Raw genomic sequence first — 20,674 nt, forward strand, 5'->3', positions numbered from 1 at the left:
ATCTTGAATACTTAATAATTCTTAAATTAAGCTTTAAATTAAAAGTAATAAAAAAAAACAGAAACCATTCCACACACATTTTTGCCCACTCCTCTACCCTTTCTTAAAAAGAGTGTTCCATAAACTAAGTAGAGAAACATAAGAGAAGAAAAAAATAAAGAAAAGCTATATTTAACATGCGCTTTTAACCAAAGCCCATGTTGTACATAACGCAAGTACATTATAGGACAAATGCTATTATTGGTTATTTGCTTAGAACATACCATTAGTCAACTATAATGATATTATGTAAAATACCCAGAAACATACATTTTCATTACAATAAACAAAACTTGAGTCAAGAAACTTTATCTTATAAAATATTTTACAATTTAGAAAAGCTAGAACATTAGATCCTATAATTTGCCGTTATGTCAAATGTCCGCTATCCAAACCTGTCTGCCGACAGGCAGGCGCTCGATTGTTTATATAAATCAAATTGTTATTACAATTTATTTATAACTCAATTTCCAGCCGCTTGCCAGCCCTGTCTGCCGACAGGCAGGCGCACACTATTTCGCGTTAAATGTCTAGTGGACATTTGTTGCTAAATACACTAGCTACGGTTTAGTAATCATTGAAATTTGTCGTACATGGAAATTTGTACTACATATTTTTTTCTACGCGATTACTCACAAGGTTAATATTATTTTAAGACTTCCTGAGTGCTGCGCAGGTCTCAGAGACTTGCCAATAGAGCTAAAATTTTAGAAATCGAGTTTTTACGAGATTCACGAACTCAGTTAAAGTTTATGCAAATAACTGAAGACGTGAGTAAAAGCAAAATTCTTAGCACTTATTAAGTTCTTACGTCCTATTTGAATAGTTCTAATAAACTATCTACATATTATATAATATAGAACTAGTAATTGTATTTTATAAATGGATACTCAATCAATCATTACAAGTATATCATAACTGATTTTAGCCCTATTAAAGAGCTGCATAACATATTTTTTGTTTAATTTGTTTTTCAATTATTTTTATGAGTATTATAACCAATCGCAACTTTTTACTATTACTTTTTGTTTGCTCTAGTCTAAATATAGGCGTTGCGCAGATGAAAACAAGCACTACTCCCAGTTGGGTAATTAAACAATCTTATGAGCAAAACCTAGATGTGGAGCTAAACGAAATCTCTTATGGTTTGTTAACTTTACTTAGTGACGAGCAAGTGCATATTCCTAAACAAGAGCGCTATACAAGATTGGTTAGAAAGATATCAGATAATATTGGTGTACAAGACGGCTCTTCGGTTTCTATTAATTTTGATCCAACGTACCAAACACTTTTTCTACATCATATTACAGTGTATAGAGACGGAAAGCGTATTGAAAAACTAAACATCAAAGACTTTCAGACCATACGACAAGAGTCTAATGCCGAAAGTTATATTTATGACGGTAGCCTCAACGCTGTTGTAAATTTAGCCGATATTAGAAATGGAGATATCCTAGATGTTAGTTATACCATTAAAGGTTCTAATTCTATACATGGTAACAACTTTTCAGGTGCTACGGTTCTTAACAGTTATCAGCCCATTGGTAAAATTAACTACTATCTTATATCTAATACGACCCTCCAATACAAAACGTTAAATACAGATACCAAACCTAAAATTGGTAACTATAAAGGATATACAACCTATAACTGGCAATCTAACTTACCTGAGCCAACACTGATTGAAAATAACACGCCAAGTTGGTATTTACCGTATCATCATGTGTTTGTGTCTAACTATAAATCTTGGGGAACAGTTGTAAACTGGGCTTTGGGTATTTACAATCAAGACAAACAATTATCTAAAGCATTACAAACTAAAGTCAATAACATAAAAGAAAACTTTGAAAATGAAGGTGATCGTATTTTAGCTACACTAAAGTTTGTACAAAACGAAATCAGATATCTTGGGTTAGAATCTGGTATTGGAGCTTACAAACCCTTTTCGCCAAATAAAGTTTTTAAACAACGTTTTGGTGATTGTAAGGATAAAAGTTGGCTTATGGTGACCATGCTACGCCAAATGAATATTGAGGCTTACCCTGTATTAATAAATACAGAATATGGTGAAGCGCTAAATAAGTTTTTACCAACACCAAATGCATTTGATCATGTGGTCGTAAACGTTAATGATAGTAGTGGGAATAGCCTATTTTATGACCCTACCAATAGTAATCAATTTGGTTATTATAAGTCTATTCCATTTCCAAATTATGGTAAAGGGCTTATCATAAAACAAGGGGTTAGTACTTTAGAACAAATTGATTCAAATGGTAAAAATAACGTTGAAGTTTATGATATTTTTGATTTACTCTCGGTTGGAGGCGCAGCAACCTTAAAAGTAATGACTTTATACAAAGATGGCGAGGCTGATCTTATGCGGAGCCGCTATAAGTCCACGAGTTTATCAATCTTGCGCAATGATTTTAAAAGTTATTACGATAACTTATATAATGGTGTTGAAGTCATAGAAGATCCTATCTTTGATGATGATAGTATATCCAACAGATTAATCGTTGAGGAACATTATAAAATCAACGAGATTTGGCAACCTATGGTTGGTAATGAAGATAATATTGCTGTAGACTTTGTACCTTACAGTATTTTGGATGTATTTATTTCACCAGACGAAAAGACACGGAAAAGCCCATTTGCACTCTATTATCCAACATATAAAAAGCATAGGGTTACGGTTAAGCTCCCTTCGCGATGGGGTCGTGCAAAGGATAATACTAAAATAAGTTCTAAGAATTTTGATTTTTCTATGACCAGTAAAATGAATAGCACTAGAAACATTCTTTATCTAGAATATGAGTACGAAACCAAAGCGAGTTATGTTAAACCCGAAGATTTTGAGGACTACTATACCAAAACCAAAGCAGTAGAACAAATACTATCGTATTATATATATATTCCTAAAAGTGAGGCTGGTACTAAATCATTTAGTACTGATGATCCTAATTTTAAAAATCTAGCCTCTAAGGTAATAAACATACTTTATTGGGTATTTGGCAGTGCTTTGGTGGTGATTATACTGTTAATCGTTTATATGAAATGGACTAACAAAAAGACGGATGGCACCTCGTAATTAGATGGATTTAAATACAATTTATAATAACCAATACTGAAATGTCTAAAGCAGTACACACTTTTACCTTATTCATTTTAGGATTCTTAATGGTATTATTGTTTTTTGTGAGGTGCGATTTTGGTCAAAAAAACGAGCTTGTACCTGCAGAACCCATTGCTAAAGCTTACGATGGTATGGCGTTTGCTGGTTCAGAATCTTGTAAATCTTGCCATAAAACCATTTACGAAAACCACGTAAATACACCACATTACCAAACCTCACATAAGGTTTATAAGGATAGTATGTATGGGGATTTTACAGATAAAAACACACTAAAACTCAATGATAGTATTCATTTTATAATGACTGCTGAAGATGTGTTATACCAATCTGGTTTTAAAGATGGAACACTCATACAAAAAGAACCTTTTGATGTCGTCATTGGCTCTGGTACCAAAGGTCAAACCTTTTTATATTGGAAAGACAGTAAATTATATCAATTACCCGTGTCGTATTTAGTTGGCAAGGATAAATGGATTCACAGTCCTGGTTATGCCAATGACCGTATTCATTTTAACCGTGCTGTTGTACCCAATTGTTTAGAGTGCCATGCTACATATGCAAAAAACCACCTGCCTATGGATTTTAATAGTAATAGTTATATTAAAAACGAAATAATTTGGGGAGTAGACTGTGAGAGTTGTCATGGTCCCGCGTTAAAGCATGTAAATGCACATAGACTAGATCCTGAGCTAAAGAAGGCAAAACAGATCTCTAACATTGCAAGTTTGACAAGGCAACAGCAGTTAGATGCCTGTGCCAAATGCCACTCTGGGCTAAGAAAGCCTTTAAATATGCCTTTTACATTTAGAACAGGTGATAAACTCAGTAGTTTTAGAGCGCCTAATTATAGACCATTAGACACTACCTCAATTGATGTGCATGGTAACCAATATGGATTACTCACAGCCAGTGAATGCTTTAAAAAGTCTGAAGCTTTAAATTGTACAACCTGTCATAATACGCATAAAAATGAGCGAAGAGCGATAGCGCAATTTTCAGAAAAATGTATAAGTTGCCATAATGCTATTGAAAGCCATACGACTAAATTAAACGATCAGATGAAAACTAACTGCATTGACTGCCATATGCCGTCTTTAACAACATCTGCAATCACTTTTAACGGCTTAGACTCTATTAAAATCCGCACCCATAAAATTGGTATTTATGAGGATATTTCTAAGCAAATCAATCAGTTTTTAGAGCAATAATTTTATTTTTAAAAAAGATACGTATCTTAAACATACAAATCATAGCTATAAGAATTAAATCTCTAGTGCTTGGTGTAAGCTTACGTAAAACTTTCGTCAAAACTTTAATTTTGTAGCATTAATGAAACCGTAATTAATAAATAGTCTAAATGATATATCGCCAATTTCAAAAACCAATGTCCATATTAGTATTTATAGCTTTTGTAATATTCTATTCTTGTAAACAAAAGGAAAATACACAAGAGACAACCACGATACAATCAAAGTATAACGATTTAAAACAATCCCTAACATTTTATGCGTCCTTTGATGCATCAGTAGATGCCGATTTTGCCTTAGGTGATGCGAGCATGTACACGGTACCTAACAGACAAGCCAAAGATTCTGCTAAAGCAGGCTTACATAAACCAGATATCACTAGAGTTGAAAACCAAGGTAAATTTGGCGCAGGCCTTAAATTTACAGAACGCAGCCCTGGTTATATTTATTACACAAGTAAAAATAACATTGTTTATAATACTGAGAACTGGAGCGCTGCAATATCCTTTTGGTTGCGTTTAGACCCTAATAACGATTTAAAGCCTGGCTACTGTGATCCTATTCAAATTACAGATGCTGGCTATAACGATGCTGGTATTTGGGTAGATTTTACCAAAGAAAATCCTCGAGATTTTAGATTGGGTGTTATTGGAGACCGAAATGTCTGGAATCCAAACCCTGCAGGTCCAGATAATGAAAATCCAATATTCATTGAGCGACTTACAGGTGTTAAAAATCCACCATTTTCTAATGAGCGTTGGACGCATGTTGTCATTAACTTTTCTGGGCTAAATACAGAAAATGGTGAAGCCTCCCTTTATTTAAATGGCGAGCATAAAGGTACACGGAGCCAAATCAATACACCTTTTACTTGGGATTATTCGTTGTCTAACATCTATTTAGGTCTAGGTTATATTGGTTTAATGGATGAACTATCGATTTACAATAGAGGGCTGACAAGTGCTGAAATCAAGAAACTTTATGAGCTTGAAAATGGAGTGCAAAGCCTTTTGGAATAAATTTCACCAAACACATTTTTACTTTTAATATGAAATGAAAATACTGCTCTAAAGATGAGTTTTCAATTCAAAAGCTCACTATCGTACACCAAAACTTTAGACCAAAGGTGTTGACTTTCGTTAATAAACTGTAAATGTTTAGGGTCGTTTTGATACGCTTCTTGATCTTCTGCATTTTTAAATGTCAGCAATAGACTAAAGGTATACGTGTTGTCTATAACATCACGATCTGTAGAAGCTGGTACACCTATATGCTGAGTCACCACATGCTCTGAGGCATTTATAAAGTTTCTTAGCGATTTTAAAAATGCCGTTCTCTGATCTTCATTGGTGGGCTCGTGTAGCCAAAAGTAAACGGTATGAGCAAACTGCCCATTTAGTGCTAAGGACTTTGGAGTATCAATTGCGATAGTTTGAGTTGTGGCGTTTTTAATTTTAGCGTCTTTACAACCAATAAATAATAGTAACAAAACGCATAGTTTTAGAGCTTGTTTCATGACATTAGGTATAATAATAGATATTCTATTCTAAAAGTGAATACAATATAGGTTTTAAAGGAATTTGATTAATCCCTCGCTATCAAAAATTGATCAATCATAATTCTCATCCTCATCATTATTTCGTGTCATATATCGACTCACATATACAAATATGACAAATGCAATGCTTATAAAGCAAAGCACATAAAATATGCGCTCTTTAGTAATAGGGTCATTAATTACAAAGTCCATTAGTGCGTAAATTTACAATGCAAAGATACGAAGTTTACTTGCGACACTAAATGTATTCAACCTATTCTAGCATTTAAGAATTATAATCTTCTAATAGCCATAATGGGTTGTCATTAAAAGCTTTCCAATCCTTTTTTAAAGCCTCTAATAGTTGGTCTATTTCTTTAAAATGATCAATACCACTGGTATCAGCTTTTTTAAGTTCAAGGATGTAATCTATTAATTCATAGCAGACTGTAAACTGCCCACAAGCAATGAGTGCATCCATCCTATTTTTAGCAATATCGGTTTCATCCCACCATAACGTTGTTGGCATTTCTGAAGCTGTTAGAGCAACACTTTGCAATACTTTAGAAGGTTTGGGTTTTATAGCATCATTATAACATAACTTGGGCGCCCTTTTGAATATGGTGATTTTTGTCCGTTTAATTTATATATGGTGGTTGTAATTCGTTTATTTACTAATTCTGGTTTAGAATAAAATAAATCATAGTTTAAACGCCTCATCTGTTTTAAAAACACATCATTAATCATGGTGCTTGCTGATGTAATTCTGTCTGTTAGCATGCGCTGAATTAGACTAATATCTAATTTCTGAAACGTTAAAATATCGTCTAATAATGGCTCTGGAATATTTTTCTTAAAAACAGACTTTAGCCTACTTAAGGTAAATCCTTTTATAATTGAAGCAATAAGACCAAGAACTGAAAACGTTAAGCCTATTCCTAAAATTACACTACCAATAATGTATAAACTCGTAAACGCACTACCAAATACTAACACACTATTTAATATGATGATGAGTAGGCCAATAAGTAGTGTTATCCAATACATAGGCTTAATAGTAAAGTAACGCAAGATTTTGCCAATAACTTTTTTAATGGTAGACCCCTTCCCTATAGCTGTGGAATCTTGTATCCAAGGTTTCATTTTATAGCTACCCACATCATTAACTATTATTAAATCTAAGCCATCATCCATACGATCGCTAATAAGCATCATACTACCAATACCTTGATTATCTGCTATACCTCCATCCATTATTCCTACTCCATCTATAAAAGCATCTAATCCTTTTAAATTTTTATAATCTGAAGTTTCATGATTTTTAAAATAGTCATCAGGAAATACTAAAGGTTCAAAACCCACAGGAAAACATGATGAGGACGCAATAACATCACTCAATTCAATTTTATCTCGTAATGCATTAACTTGCTTTTGATAGTGTTTGTACAATGGTGTATTACCAAAATACCCTCTGTTTTGAAATCTATAGGTTAAACCAAATGAAAAATCTGTAGCATTAAAACAAACCTGCTCTAACTGTTTGATTCTTTCCTTTTTAAAAAGCTCAAAATATCCCTTAAATATTGGCATTTCTGCATAAGCTAACGCAAATGCATTAATTAATGAACGTTTTTTATAGGGATTAGCTTCCCAAACGGTATCATCCGCAAGTTTGGCTATGGCAGTTTCTAATAGTGTGTCATTTTCTGACGTAAATGTTTTATAAAACAGGTTGAAAAATTGCTTAAAATCGTAGCCGTCTTGCTGTACCGCCCTAGCATAAGCCACACCTAATAATGTACCACCACTTACCGTGCTCAAAGCTTTTGCGGAGTGTAAAAGTGGTTTGTTTTTGTAATATATTTTATTGAGATACGACACTACACCAAGTGCATAGAACGTAGCTCTGTAGCCACCACCACTAAAGCACAAGCCTATATTTTTAAACGGTTCAAAGTTATTTTTATCTGGCATCACTAGTTAATTTGAACGTTGCTATTTCCTGTATTTATTCCCCAATGAATACCAAAAATAGTGAGCAGATTATCGTTCTCGTTAACGGAAAAATCCTTCCCAAAACCACCAGAAATACTAATGTCCTTATTAATGACAAATTTTATACTACCAACAGATCTTTCGCTTTCTACAGTGCCTTGGCGTGTAATGTACTCATAACCAACACTAAATTTTCCAAATTCAAAATCTAGTTTCCCTCCAAAATCACGATAGTAGGTTGTAAAAAATTCGTTTGATGAGTTGGCGTTAAAACCATCTTCAATATAACGTGCTGTTACAAATAGATTGAAATAGTTATTTGTTTCTGCATCGCTTCCATCGTTTAAAATCAAGCTTGTTTCAGAAGTCAACCAAGCACCAAGACGGTTTGCAGTTCCTGAATCTATGGTGTTTTCTTTAAACAATGTGCTATAACCAGCTGCAACATCTAGACGAAAAATTGGCTTTATAGTTTTAGTGTATGGTGCCACAGTCGCATTAATCGCTTCCTTTTTTTCTTCAAAGTAGGCTTTAATAGCTTCTGACCCACTTTGTAATACTTGATTAGGAATTGTAAAATTTGAAAGTGCAGTTGATAAGCCTACCGTATTGGCATTTACTTTATCCTTATTATAAAATCGTAACAATGTTGTCCTTGCACCAATTGCGTATGTTTTGCGTTCTCCTACTAAACCAGAAAATTCTTTGTCTAAATATGCTAAAGAGATTGTTGTTGTTTTTAATCCGCTAAAGGGATTTTGCTTTAATTGACCAGAGTCGTCATCCTCATAAACACCAATGTAACGTTGGTATGTTCTATCTTTTCGTTGTTGATTAATTAAAAAATAAGGTGTGAGTTCTACCGATAGACTTTCACCAAAATTATCTAAAGCGTGTATGGCAAGTGCTTTAAAGTTTTCTGGTGTATATATGGCTGTTGGTGTTTCTTCTAATAAAACAAAAGCTGGACTAGAGCTATTAGAAAGTGTAAATTGGCTTAAATCTACATCTGTAATTTGCGCATTGCTATTTTGAATAACCGCAAGGGCTATAATGATTCGAATATACGTTTTCATGGCTAGATCTTTTTTAGTTCTACAACGCTATACGCAGTAAATAACGCAGGGCTGAGTTTTACCTTATCAGAAGAGATTTCTTTAGAGGTAGAATCAGAATATACTGTATTTACTACGTGCGTCGTTTCCATTATTGTGTCAATATTTCCGCCTTTGACGAAAAAATTAGAGACTACAGATAATACTTGTCCATCAATATTATCTATGACACCAAGCTCTACGTAAAAATTATTAGTAATACTTTTTTTTACGACCCTATCGTTTAGACTAACGTTAGAACCCACATTAGCATCAGAACTAATATTAACTTTAAGTTTTACAAGCGCTCCGGCTTTAAATTTAATTGTTTCCATTGTTATAAATTTAGATACACAAGATATGGTCATCTTTAAAGCAGAACCATACCTACCAACGGGTAAATGTCAATCGCATTTAAGATGATTTAAAAACAAGGAATTATTAAGGGATATTTAAAAATAATATTTTTTAAGAATATACTATGGTATTTACGAATAAAAAAAGCCCTGATTTTCATCAGAACTTTTTTAATAAGGGTGATTTTAAGCCTCTACATCATTTAGTCATTGGTGTAGTCTGTTTAGGTAACACTAAGTTTTTCTGTGCTACGAGTATATGTTCTTCTTTTTTAATTTTAAGTATGCGTTTAATATCGCCTCTGTTAGTAAGTTGTTTTCTGCAGCGTTTTGTAAGCATAGGATCAGTATCAAAAAGTAAAGATTGTAATTCTACTTTTGGCTTTGATTGCTCTTTAATAAACGGAAATATTTGCGACATTTGGTTGTAACGTCTATCATTACCAGGTACAAAGGTGTAAAACGTATAGCGACCATTTTCATCAGTCTTTACCCAACTTCTGTGGAATACGTAACGGTCTTTACCATTACCTCTTAAATCAAAATTTCCATCCTCGTCTGGTTGCTCTATGTATATAATTACATCTTTGGCTGGTGTAACGCCATCACTCTTATAAACGGTACCAGTTAATTTTAACTTGTTAGACTTAGATCTAAAATCTGGGATGGTATCCGTATGAGCCATAAGCTCTGAATCTCTATCATAAAACGGATGATTTTCATCAGTATTTTGCTGCGCGTTTAAAGAATTGAAAGCGATGCAAAGGAAGAGAATGTAAAAGCTATTAAAACGTTTTTTCATGAGATTTAAGATTAGGCCTTCTCAAATGTCAATTAAAGTTCCCTTAGAATACAAAAAACTAAACTCATCTCCTTTTTTTAACGATTAAATGAATTTCATTGTAAAAATTGACGATAAAATACTTTTTGAAAATTAGAACATATGCTTTTTATGTAAGATAAAACTTTCAATTTAAGTAGATTTTTATTTAAAATAGTATTGAATAATCATAATATTCCACTAAAACATTTTATCGATTAAATAGGCTTTTAATCTACTATTTATGCAGTTTAACTAAAAAATACGCTTTTAAAGTGTTAAAAATTTAAACTAAAAATTGCAAAAATTGTTGTTTTTAGCGTAATTTTATATAGTTTTGTCACGGTAAGCCCAAATCAAAACTTATACTATGAAAACAAAACATGTTTTTTTTGTTACACTCTTTTTTCTAATGACATCTTTAAGTTATTCACAAAAGAAAAAGGAACCGCAAAGTATTATTAGTGGAAAAGTTAGTATTTCTAAATATCACAGTAGATCAGATTTAGATCAGTTACCCAAAGGTGATCTTTTAAACTTATACATAGAGCGCATAGAAGTAATTATAAATATTTTACCAAATATTGCATTTGCCACAAAGCCTGGAGTCTCCTTAAAAAGTTTGGGTATACCAGATACTAGAGGTAATAATAGAGCATTAAAATACAATATCGAAGCTACAGAAATGTACTTTGAAAGCACTATAGAGTTTCAGAAAACAATATTACCCTACTCAGATACCAATGATTTAATAGCTGCTATTCTTTTTTATGAGGATACGCTCAAATCGCTTCACACCTATAATGAATTTAAAGATTAAGTTAGTACTGTATTATAGTTGTTTAAGGCCTCGGTAGTAATCGAGGCTTTTTTATTATAAAAACTTGAAAGCTAATGATTTAAAGTAATGTTTACTGACGTAGCTTAAAATCACTCTTTTTTGTAAGAATATTCCTTTTAAAGACCTATTTTAATGTATTTCAACGTTAATTAATTGTATTTCGTAGGTTTTTTTATTATGTTTGAAGTATTCAATCTGAAAATCCCAAATTTAATAACTTAACATGAAAAATTATATTACAACTGCAATTATTTTTCTTTTAGCACTAAGTGCTAGTTATAGTCAGCAAGAAAAAGGAATTATAGGCTATGATAATTGGTTAGACTCATGGACAGAATTTAGACCAAGTCACATAGATTATAACGAGCCAACAGAAATTCTTAGTGGAGATATCTCTGAAAACACAACGCTTAGTAAACGCAACACCTATTTACTTTTAGGCGATGTTTTTGTTACAAACAATGCTACTCTAATTATTGAGCCAGGTACTGTAATTCTTGGCGATTTTAAAACAAAAGGATCACTTACTATAAGCAAAGGATCTAAGATTATTGCAGAAGGTACCCAAACAGATCCTATTATTTTTACATCGAGTAAAACGGTTAAAAAACCTGGAGATTGGGGAGGTATATTTGTATTAGGAAATGCACCAATTAATAACTATGGTAATGAAAATTCAATAAATTATGGCTTACGTCCTACGGATTTTGAACATATTAGTTATGGTGGCAATAATAAAGAAGACAACTCAGGAATTTTAAAATACGTAAGGGTTGAGTTTGCTGGTAAAAGAACAAAAGAATTTGGTAACTTTAATGGCATAACACTAGCAGGTGTTGGCAGAGAGACAGTGCTTTATAATGTTATGGTAAGTTATTGTGAGGGTACGGCATTTAATATTATGGGAGGAGACCTTGTTTTAGTAAAATTGGTGTCTTATAAGAATAGCCAAAATGATTATAAATTTAATTATGGTACACAGTGCAACATTACAAATTCTTTAGCTATACGCAATCCATATATATCTAGCCCAGAAGGCTCTGGATGTTTATATGTATCATCTTATGATAAGAAAGAAGATGCAGATCCTGCAAAGAATTATACAACTGTAAGTGCAGAAAACATAACCTTGGTTAACATCTCCAATGATTTAGAAAATGATATTAATATTGGACTAGTACAAGAAGCTATCTACATTGGTAATGACACCTCCTTTGTAATTGACAAGAGTGTGATTTCCGGATTTAATCCGGCCGTTATGTTTGATAGAAATATTGTTTTAAATGACGAAAACTTAAGAAAAATTAAATTTGTAAGAACCTATTTTAATAATTGCAATGGTAACATTTATAGAACTGGTTTTAGTAATAACGATGATTTAGAGAGTTGGTACGGTAGTAGAGCTTTTAATAACCTCTATTCTAAAGGACCAGATTCAGAAACGTTTATTGATGCTACCCATAATAAATACCCAGATTACAGGCTGAAGGTAAATAAAATTATTGCATCAAATGATTATTTTGATGACGAAAATGAAGATTAAGTTTATTAAATTATAACATTATTTAAAATATCTCAATAGCATATAGGTTAAATAATTACACTAAACAAATGAGTTTTTTTAGATTTACTAAGATACTAATACTAAGTATTTACTTTTTGTGTTTTGCAAGGCAAGAAAAAGTAAATGCTCAGTTGGTTATAAGCACACCAGATTTAGGCTTTAGTCAAGCCTGTGCCAATAATTCATTTAATTCCTTTAGTACATCATTTACGTTTTCTCCACAAGCGGCTCTTACAGCAACAAATCAATTTTCAATAGAAATCTCAGATGCTAATGGAGATTTTTCAAATGCTTCTGTTATTTACACATCCGCTCAAGGAGAAATAACAACATCACCAGCAACTTTAGATTTTTCAATACCTGAAACCACTGCAGGCGAAAATTACAGAATACGAATAAAAAGCAGTTCGCCAGCAGCTACAAGTACAGCCTCATTAAGTTTTGCTGCCTATTTCAAATTACAAGATTCACCATTTACAATCAACAATCTAGTTTCTACAGCCAGTTTTTGTAGTGGTGGAAGTTATCTTTTGACTATTGATAATCCAGGTGGTGCAAATAATGATTCACCATTAAATTACCCTGAGTTAACCTATAATTGGCATAAAGAATTAAGTCCTACAACATCAGAATTTGTTACTCAGGCAAATTCTTTAGAGGTTTTTAGTGAAGGCACTTATTTTGTAGAAACCAATTATGGGTCTTGCACATCAAATTCCTTCTCTAATAGAGTTACCGTCACAGAAGCGAATAGCTCTAATGATGCCGAGGCAAATATTGTGTCTAGCTTAGGAAATCCCTATTGCCCTGAGCAAGAATTAACAACCTTAACGACTTTAAGTGGTAATAGCTATAAATGGTTTAAGGATGGAGTTATAATACAAGATGCAACAGAGCAAACATATCAGACCAATGAATCTGGTATATTTTCGGTTCAAGTGGATTTAGGAGAATGTACCGCATTTGGTTCAATTGATTTGTTTAGTGAGCTTTTTGAGAGTTCAATAAATGTAGAAGAAACTAATTTTATACTTAGTGATGAAACGCTAACAGTTACAATAACTGATAACGCCATAAGTCCTCAATACCAATGGTTTTTAAATCAAGAACCTATTAACACTAATACCAATACATATGACACTAATGAATTTGGCGACTATGAAGTTATAATTTCAGAAACTGCTGGTAGTTGTAATGGATCTATTTCATATCAATTTACTGTAGCTCAAACCGCAGAACCATTTCCAGATGTGGATAGTATCCCAAATGTTATAAGCCCTAATGGTGATTTAATCAATGATACTTGGGTGTTACCGCTTCAATACGTAACTGGTACAAATACAGAGGTAGTTATTTTAAATGAACAAGGAAGAGTCGTCTTTCAAACAATAGACTATCAAAACAATTGGCCAGAAAATGATTTAAATTTAACCAGTGTTAATCAATTATTCTATTACATTATTACCACAGCAGAAGGTAGTGTAAAAAAAGGATCAATAACCATAGTGAAGTAATATGAAGCATGTATTAGCACTTATCATATTATGCGTGTCATTGCAATCTACTTTTGCTCAGCAAGATGATGGAGTGGTGTCTTTTGATCTGCCCATACGTAATTCAATAGTGTTTAACAGATTTGGTCTCAATCCAACATTCAGTTTTGTTAGGCAACAAAATAAATTTATAGCTTTTAGTAATAAGCGAGAAAAAATTCAATTCAATAATGCACCAGAAACCTTTTTAGGAACGTATTCTGGGCGTTTTGCAGAAAATATTGGTGCTGGTGTAGCAGCGTTTCAACAAAATTATGGTGTACTAACAACCTTCGGAGGAGTTTTAAACTTTGCCTATAACGTAAAGCTAAGTGCAGATAACAATTTAACTTTTGGCCTCAATGTGGGAGCTTATCAGAGTGGTATTAATACAGCTAACGTCACTACAAATTTTGAAGATCCATCTTTACAAAATGTACCTTCTAATTTTTTAATGACCATAAATCCTGGTATAAATTTCGGTACTGAATTATTAGACTTCGGTGTGTCCATAAATAACCTTGTCCTTTATAATTTTGAAAACGCAACATCTATTTCAGAAGATCCTAGGCAAGGCATACAAGTGCACGCTATGCATACAGGGTACTCAAAAGGCGACGGTTTTTTTAAAAAAACAAAATTTACAGGGCTTATAATGACTGAATTTAGAAGAGACCAAACCATAGTATCAGGTTTAGCAGCCTTAAATGTTCCTAAAGGAATTTGGTTTCAAATAGGATATAATAACGTTTTTGGAGTACATGGCGGTATTGGGCTAAACGTAACAAAAAATATTGCACTAGAGTACAATGTAGAAAAAGCCATCGGTGAATATGTAGAGTTTGGATCTGCGCACGAGGTAAGTTTGGCCTATAGATTTATTGCAAAGAAAAAATACAAATACAATGGAGATGAAAAAGTAAGTGGTTTATTTACCAAAGAGCGAACAACACCAATTGTAGAATCAACAGAAGAAGAATTAGCGGCCATTAGAGAACGTGCTTTGCAACGTAAGATTGATGCCGAACTTCAACGAGAGGCAAAACTATTAGCTGAGAAAGAGGCAAAAGCAAAAAAAGCACAAAAAGCAAAAGAAGAAGCTGAAGCGCAGGCCAAATTAAAGGCTGAGCGATTAGCAAGACAAAAAGCAGAGCGCGCCGCTAAAAGATTAGAAAACGAAAAGGCTAAGAAACTAGCAGAACAGAACGCAAAATTAGAAACTGAACAACGCGCTAGAGAAAAAGCGGCTAAGGACGCTAAGTTATTAGAAGAACAACAGGCTAAAGCTGCAGAAGAAAAAGCTAAGCAAGAAGCTAAAGAACGTGCGCGCTTATTAGCCGAACAAAAGGCGCAACAGGAAGCCGATAGACTTGCTAAGCTAAAAGCAGAACAAAAAGCACAACAAGAGGCCGAGGAACAAGCAAGATTATTACAAGAACAACAAGCCAAAGCGCAGGCTAGATTAGCGGAAGAGAAAACTAAATTAGAAGCCGAACAACGCGCTAAAGAAAAAGCGGCTAAGGACGCTAAGTTATTAGAAGAACAACAGGCTAAAGCTGCAGAAGAAAAAGCTAAGCAAGAAGCTAAAGAACGAGCCCGCTTATTAGCCGAACAAAAGGCGCAACGGGAAGCCGATAGACTGGCTAAGCTAGAAGCAGAACAAAAAGCACAACAAGCCAAAGAACAGGCTAGATTAGCAGCCCAAAACGCTAAAGATTCATTAATAAATCAACCTAAAGACGACGTTGGAAAATCCATGCTTCAATTATCTAAAGAAGCAGAAAATTCTAAAACTAAGCAGTCTAAATTGTTAACAGAATTTGAAGACATCGTAAACATAAAGGATAAGGATCTAAAAGACCTTAAAAAAGAAAATGATTTAAGTGACCAAGGGATTACAATACAGCCTAAGCCATTTAAAAGTGTTAGCGCAGAAAACAATAAACTTAATACAGTTAAAACAACCCTAAATGAGGTTATTGAAAAACGCACCAAAGTCATTGAAGAGTTAAAATCACTTTACGCCGAACGATCTAAAATTAAGAATACAGAACTTGAAGAGGTTAATTTATTTTATAGAAAAAAGATTGAGAAATTAACAGACGAACAATTAAAAGCAAAAGCTTTAAAGCAAAAATTAGATACGCGATTAGAAGCAATTAAAGTTGCTACTGACTTCGAAAAACGACGACGAATTAAAAGAGCTGCTTTTGATAATTATAGTGACCGTTACGCCCAAGATAGAGCAACGCTTCAAAAGATAAGACGTACTACTCCATTGGCTACTCCTCCACTAACATCAAAAGACTTTGATTTTGGAGAGCGACGCAGTAGTAACATTCAGATTCTTAAAAACATTGATAACATTAATAGTGGATACTATCTTGTAATTGCTGTACACAGTGATGTTGATAAAAGAAACGATTTTATTACTAAAGTGGTAGCATCTGGTCGTAAAGATGTTGATTTTTTCTATGATGTTAATACCAGCAAATACTATATTTACTATGATAAGTTTAAATCAATTGGTGAAGCAAATAAAGCAATGCAAATCAAAGGAAATACTGTGTATAATGAAAAAATGTCCCTCGTGAAAATAGAAAATTAATACGTTAAGCCTCTCTTCTATTTAGCATTGCCCCTGCTCGTAGAAGAAAAAATATTGAACATGAAAAAACCTACTTTTTCAAAAACGGTAATTTTTGTAATAATGTTATGCACTGGGATGGCTGCATTTTCGCAAAATTACCAACCGTTTGCTCCAAGATTTAACCAAGACCTAAAAGGTGATATTATCCTTATAGGTAATAATAGTCTTGGGCCAGATAATAATGCATTTAATGACCTTGGTGTCTACAACCATAACGTTAATATGCAGTATATTGATATAGATGGTGATCCTTCTACATTTAGCTCGTCGAGTGCCGACCTAGAGGTACCTAATCCTAATTGCTATCGTATTATTTATGCAGCCTTATATTGGGGAGCTGTAAACCCTGGAAATGCACCTATAGATCAAGTAATGTTAAAAGGGCCAGTTGGTGACTACATTAATATTACAGGGACTATAATATACGATGCCAATGGATCAACAGTTGATGGTGGAGATAGCTTTTCGTACGCATGTTTTGCAGATGTAACAGATATTGTAACAAGTTACGGCACAGGAACAGATATAGGCACTTATACTGTGGCAAATGTATCCTCTGGCGAAGGCGAAACGGGTACCTTTAACCCTGCTAATAACACAGGACATTCCGCTGGTTGGTCACTTTTTATTGTTTACGAAGACCCAACACTACCTGGAAAATCTATTACTAGTTTTGATGGTTTTAGTGCTATAAGTGTAGAAGGAGCAAATCCTAATGTAGAAATACCGCTAGACGGCTTTAGAACTGTACCAGCACCAGCACCTGTACGTGCAAATTTTGCATTTGCGACCTTGGAGGGTGATAGTCCAATTTTAGGTGATCGTCTGCGATTAAATGGCGTAAGTCTTTCAACTGCAGATAGACCTGTTACTAATTTTTTTAACAGTTCTGTTACGCGTTTAGATGCTACACCAGTTTTAAATAGAGTGCCAAATAGTGCTAATACACTTGGTTTTGATACAGGTACTATTTCAATACCAAATCCAGGAAACTCGGTTATAGCAAATGATGCTACGTCTAGTACAATACGATTAGAAACTAATGGAGATACCTTTTTTCCTTACTTCTTTGCGTTTGCTGTAGATATAATAGAGCCAGATATTGTACTTACCAAGATTGTAGAAGACGATGCCGGAAATGATATTGGTGGTCAACTCGTAGATTTAGGTGCTTCTTTAAATTATGTTATTGGATTTCAAAATACAGGCAATGACAATGCTACAAATTTTCAGATTAGAGATATTCTTCCAATAAATATTATTTATAATCATCCAACAGACTTAACATTACCAGCAGGAGTTACCGTAAATAGTTATAATCCTGTTACACGTGAGTTAATTTTTGATATCGATAATTCTCTTGTTGAAGAAAACGATCCGTTTTATGAAATTAGAATCGCAGTTGAAGTTGTGAATAGCTGTGGTGATTTGGCAGATGCCTGTTCAAATATTATTAATAATCAGGCGTATGCAACTTATAATGGATTTTTTAACCCAACATTTCAAATAACAGATGACCCGAGTTTAAATAGTAATACAGGTTGTTTACTAACACCACAAGCAACAAATTTCTTAGCGGATTTAGATTGTGAATTCATCGAGGAAGTCACTTTATGTGGAGATAGTGTTGAGTTAACAGCAGCAAATGGTTACGATTCTTATACTTGGTCCACGAGCCCTACAGGCACGCCAGTAATTGGTAATACACAAACCATTACTGTTACTTCTGCAGGCATATATTATTCATTTAACAACGCAGTAGCGCCATGTCAGTCAATTGAGCAAATTTATAATGTTCATTTTTTTGGTGGTGATATTGAAAACCCTGTAATACCCTATGCAGATGAAGTCGTAACCTGCCCCAATGACGGTAAATTACTACCTAATATTTTCTTATGTGGTGCGGAAGACTCTAGATTTATAGAAACTAATATTTCTAATACCACTTCCATAATTTGGGAGCAATTGGATACCTCTAGTTGTGCAGCGGTAACAAACCCTGATTGTGCTAATGAAGATAACACTTGTTTATGGAACGAGGTCGCAAATGGTCCAAATTATTTAGCAAATACAGCTGGTCAGTTTAGATTAACCATTAACTATCCTGGTGGTTGTTTTAGTCGATTTTATTTTAATGTTTTTCAAAATCTTTTAATACCCACAGTAGTTTCAAACGATATTATTTGTGAAACAGATGGTAGCATTACAGTTAATAATGTACCTTCTGGTTATGAGTTTAGTATTGATGGTAGCAATTACCAAACTGACAATGTGTTTTCAATAGACACACCAGGCACGTTTTCAGTTTTTATAAGACAAATAGGTGTACCTACTAATCCGTGTATTTTTACCGTTCCTGACGTACTTATTAGGGATAGGGACTTTTCCCCAACTTCTACTGTAATTCAACCTTTATGTTATGATGAAAGAGGAACCATTCAACTAGCAGCAAATGATGTTGACCCTCAGTACACATTTACAATCGAAGAAGGTGGAACTACAGTTAATTCAGTAGGTCCAATTACCGAAAACACATACAGTTTTGAAGATCTAAATCCGGGAACATACACTGTTACTGTAGAGACAGAAAATGGTTGTTTATATTCAGAAGACATAACAATTTCTCAACCGCCTTTGTTGGAAGTCACTGCAGCAGTTACTATACCCTTAACATGTACTGATGGTGAAATTACTGTTTATGCTCAAGGTGGTACACCGCCATATTTCTATTTTATAAACGGTGCCACTGATTTTCAAACTGTACCAGAAATTATAGTAACAAGTGCTGGAACTTACGATATAACTGTATTAGATTCTAATAATTGTTCTGCAAGTACCAGCATTGCAATTGATGAAACACCAGCACCAGAGTTTACAGTAGACACCACTGACATCTTATGTGTAGGAACTGGTGACACAGGTACAATTTCAATTGATGTAACTAATCCAAATGGAAATAGTATTGCATATAGTATCGATGGTGGATCAACATTTACAAGCTCATCCGTATTTTCTGGTTTAATAGCTGGAGATTATGATGTTGTTTTGCAATATACATCTGCACCTTCAGTTTGTACGACTAGCCCTCAAACAGCTACTATAATAGAAAACATAGCTATTTCTGGAACCGCTGAGCTTTCAGCACCTTTTACCTGTAATTCTACAGGATCTATAACAGTAACTTCTGTAACAGGAGGCAATCCGCCTTATCAGTATAGTATTGATGCTGTTAATTTTCAGACAAATGATACATTTAATAACTTAACACAAGGGACTTACACAATAACAATAAGAGATTTGAATGATTGTACCGCAATAACAAATACCATTGAGATACAAGCCTTAAACCCACCAACTGATTTAGAATTTTCGAGTACGCCGGTGACCTGTCCTACTATAACAAGTAATGTTACAATCACAAATACTGTGGGCGGAATAGGAACATTAGACTACCAAATCATTGCACCTACAACCGCAGTTACACCTTATCAAAACGCAACTACATTTTCTGGATTGGCACCAGACACTTATACCTTTCAGGTGAGAGATGAAAATGGTTGTGTTTACAGTGAATCCTTTACTATCAATCCTATTCCTATACCTACACTTAATGTTGTAATAACAGAGGATTTAGATTGTAGTGCAACACCAGATGCAGAAATTATAGGGTCTATCACAGGAGCTGCACCATACACGTATGCGGTTTCAATTAATGGTGGTGCATATACGTCGTTAGGATCTACTGGCGCAACGTTTGTTTACAATACAACCTCAGCGGGCACTTATCAATTCCAGACAACTGATGCCAATGGCTGTTCTGCTGAGTCATCAGAGATTACTGTGAATCCAATAACACCACCTGAATT

The 20,674-nt window shown here is 33.9% G+C and carries 13 protein-coding genes and 1 pseudogene; 8 read left to right on the forward strand and 6 right to left on the reverse strand.

Annotation, left to right across the window (positions count from 1 at the left end):
* The first annotated feature begins 1,099 nt into the window (after positions 1-1,099).
* The 3 genes from Q0800_RS12670 to Q0800_RS12680 all read left to right on the forward strand — a co-directional run bounded on the left by Q0800_RS12670 (position 1,100) and on the right by Q0800_RS12680 (position 5,438).
* Positions 1,100-3,127 (forward strand): DUF3857 domain-containing transglutaminase family protein, encoded by a 2,028-nt coding sequence (locus Q0800_RS12670; RefSeq protein ID WP_299130399.1) that lies wholly within the window; start codon positions 1,100-1,102, stop codon positions 3,125-3,127.
* A 41-nt stretch (positions 3,128-3,168) separates the two neighbouring features.
* Positions 3,169-4,380, forward strand: coding sequence for a multiheme c-type cytochrome (locus tag Q0800_RS12675; protein ID WP_299130402.1), 1,212 nt, complete (start codon positions 3,169-3,171; stop codon positions 4,378-4,380).
* A gap of 176 nt (positions 4,381-4,556) precedes the next feature.
* The gene (locus Q0800_RS12680) at positions 4,557-5,438 is read left to right on the forward strand and encodes a LamG-like jellyroll fold domain-containing protein (protein ID WP_299130404.1); all 882 of its coding nucleotides are present in this window, start codon (positions 4,557-4,559) and stop codon (positions 5,436-5,438) included.
* A 62-nt stretch (positions 5,439-5,500) separates the two neighbouring features.
* Here Q0800_RS12680 and Q0800_RS12685 read toward each other — a convergent pair whose 3' ends face one another.
* From Q0800_RS12685 to Q0800_RS12710, 6 genes are all read right to left on the reverse strand, one after another.
* On the reverse strand, positions 5,501-5,908 hold the full coding sequence (locus Q0800_RS12685; protein WP_299130407.1) for a Dabb family protein: 408 nt from the start codon (positions 5,906-5,908) through the stop codon (positions 5,501-5,503).
* 334 nt (positions 5,909-6,242) lie between these two features.
* Positions 6,243-6,515 carry a hypothetical protein gene (locus Q0800_RS12690; protein WP_299130410.1) on the reverse strand — a complete coding sequence of 91 codons (273 nt, stop codon included), beginning with the start codon at positions 6,513-6,515 and terminating at the stop codon, positions 6,243-6,245.
* Positions 6,516-6,535: 20 nt separating this feature from the next.
* Complete coding sequence (locus tag Q0800_RS12695) at positions 6,536-7,930, reverse strand: patatin-like phospholipase family protein (protein ID WP_299130412.1); 1,395 nt, start codon at positions 7,928-7,930, stop codon at positions 6,536-6,538.
* Between the two features lie 2 nt (positions 7,931-7,932).
* The gene (locus Q0800_RS12700) at positions 7,933-9,027 is read right to left on the reverse strand and encodes a hypothetical protein (RefSeq protein ID WP_299130414.1); all 1,095 of its coding nucleotides are present in this window, start codon (positions 9,025-9,027) and stop codon (positions 7,933-7,935) included.
* Positions 9,028-9,029: 2 nt separating this feature from the next.
* Positions 9,030-9,380 (reverse strand): hypothetical protein, encoded by a 351-nt coding sequence (locus Q0800_RS12705; RefSeq protein WP_299130416.1) that lies wholly within the window; start codon positions 9,378-9,380, stop codon positions 9,030-9,032.
* Between the two features lie 220 nt (positions 9,381-9,600).
* Positions 9,601-10,203: a hypothetical protein gene (locus Q0800_RS12710; RefSeq protein ID WP_299130418.1), complete on the reverse strand. Its 603-nt coding sequence runs from the start codon at positions 10,201-10,203 to the stop codon at positions 9,601-9,603.
* 388 nt (positions 10,204-10,591) lie between these two features.
* Between Q0800_RS12710 and Q0800_RS12715 the strand changes: the two genes are divergently transcribed.
* The 5 genes and pseudogenes from Q0800_RS12715 to Q0800_RS12735 all read left to right on the forward strand — a co-directional run.
* Positions 10,592-11,041 carry a hypothetical protein gene (locus tag Q0800_RS12715; protein ID WP_299130420.1) on the forward strand — a complete coding sequence of 150 codons (450 nt, stop codon included), beginning with the start codon at positions 10,592-10,594 and terminating at the stop codon, positions 11,039-11,041.
* A gap of 244 nt (positions 11,042-11,285) precedes the next feature.
* On the forward strand, positions 11,286-12,605 hold the full coding sequence (locus tag Q0800_RS12720; protein WP_299130423.1) for a hypothetical protein: 1,320 nt from the start codon (positions 11,286-11,288) through the stop codon (positions 12,603-12,605).
* Positions 12,606-12,673: 68 nt separating this feature from the next.
* Positions 12,674-14,140, forward strand: coding sequence for a gliding motility-associated C-terminal domain-containing protein (locus tag Q0800_RS12725; RefSeq protein WP_299130425.1), 1,467 nt, complete (start codon positions 12,674-12,676; stop codon positions 14,138-14,140).
* Between the two features lies 1 nt (position 14,141).
* On the forward strand, positions 14,142-16,766 hold the full coding sequence (locus tag Q0800_RS12730; protein ID WP_299130427.1) for a PorP/SprF family type IX secretion system membrane protein: 2,625 nt from the start codon (positions 14,142-14,144) through the stop codon (positions 16,764-16,766).
* A 60-nt stretch (positions 16,767-16,826) separates the two neighbouring features.
* Positions 16,827-20,674: pseudogene (locus Q0800_RS12735) on the forward strand (chromophore lyase); the annotation flags it as partial.

The sequence above is a fragment of the uncultured Winogradskyella sp. genome, from assembly GCF_937958655.1.
In the GTDB taxonomy this organism is placed as follows: Bacteria; Bacteroidota; Bacteroidia; order Flavobacteriales; family Flavobacteriaceae; genus Winogradskyella.

Bases quoted from the DNA above. Each gene is read 5' to 3' on its own strand.
- Q0800_RS12670 (WP_299130399.1), top strand. From the start codon at position 1,100: ATGAAAACAAGCACTACTCCCAGTTGGGTAATTAAACAATCTTATGAG.
- Q0800_RS12675 (WP_299130402.1), top strand. From the start codon at position 3,169: ATGTCTAAAGCAGTACACACTTTTACCTTATTCATTTTAGGATTCTTA.
- Q0800_RS12680 (WP_299130404.1), top strand. From the start codon at position 4,557: ATGTCCATATTAGTATTTATAGCTTTTGTAATATTCTATTCTTGTAAA.
- Q0800_RS12695 (WP_299130412.1), bottom strand. From the start codon at position 7,930: ATGCCAGATAAAAATAACTTTGAACCGTTTAAAAATATAGGCTTGTGC.
- Q0800_RS12700 (WP_299130414.1), bottom strand. From the start codon at position 9,027: ATGAAAACGTATATTCGAATCATTATAGCCCTTGCGGTTATTCAAAAT.
- Q0800_RS12705 (WP_299130416.1), bottom strand. From the start codon at position 9,380: ATGGAAACAATTAAATTTAAAGCCGGAGCGCTTGTAAAACTTAAAGTT.
- Q0800_RS12710 (WP_299130418.1), bottom strand. From the start codon at position 10,203: ATGAAAAAACGTTTTAATAGCTTTTACATTCTCTTCCTTTGCATCGCT.
- Q0800_RS12715 (WP_299130420.1), top strand. From the start codon at position 10,592: ATGAAAACAAAACATGTTTTTTTTGTTACACTCTTTTTTCTAATGACA.
- Q0800_RS12720 (WP_299130423.1), top strand. From the start codon at position 11,286: ATGAAAAATTATATTACAACTGCAATTATTTTTCTTTTAGCACTAAGT.
- Q0800_RS12725 (WP_299130425.1), top strand. From the start codon at position 12,674: ATGAGTTTTTTTAGATTTACTAAGATACTAATACTAAGTATTTACTTT.
- Q0800_RS12730 (WP_299130427.1), top strand. From the start codon at position 14,142: ATGAAGCATGTATTAGCACTTATCATATTATGCGTGTCATTGCAATCT.